This is a genomic window from Bradyrhizobium cosmicum (assembly GCF_032290525.1).
GTDB lineage: Bacteria > Pseudomonadota > Alphaproteobacteria > Rhizobiales > Xanthobacteraceae > Bradyrhizobium > Bradyrhizobium cosmicum_A.
The window spans coordinates 1-265 of sequence record NZ_JASXTA010000285.1 but is presented as its reverse complement, the minus strand read 5'-3'; the positions used below and the strand labels follow the sequence as shown (position 1 = coordinate 265).

Genomic DNA, 265 nt, shown 5'->3' with positions numbered 1-265 from the left:
GTCCAGCACGTCTTCCGTGTAGGTTTTCCAGGCAAGGCGCTGAACATCGAAAAACTCTGATTCGGCGATTTCGCATTCCGATGCGAAAACACCACCTCGGACGTCACCTTCCGGCATCCACCCCCTTGTCGTCTTGTAGACGCGCAGAAACTCCGAATAATTGTCATTGTCCAGCAGGGGCCGATCCAGGCGTCCAATCAGGCCATTCAGGTAGAATGCACGGTTTGATACGTCGCGACGAAGCGCGAGTGAGGGAGGGTAGATA

Annotated in this window: 1 protein-coding gene; it reads right to left on the bottom strand. The window is 54.7% G+C overall.

Going from position 1 to position 265, the window contains the following annotated elements:
• The coding region (locus tag QSV46_RS39990; RefSeq protein WP_314964136.1) for a hypothetical protein at positions 1–265 on the bottom strand (265 nt) is incomplete at both ends.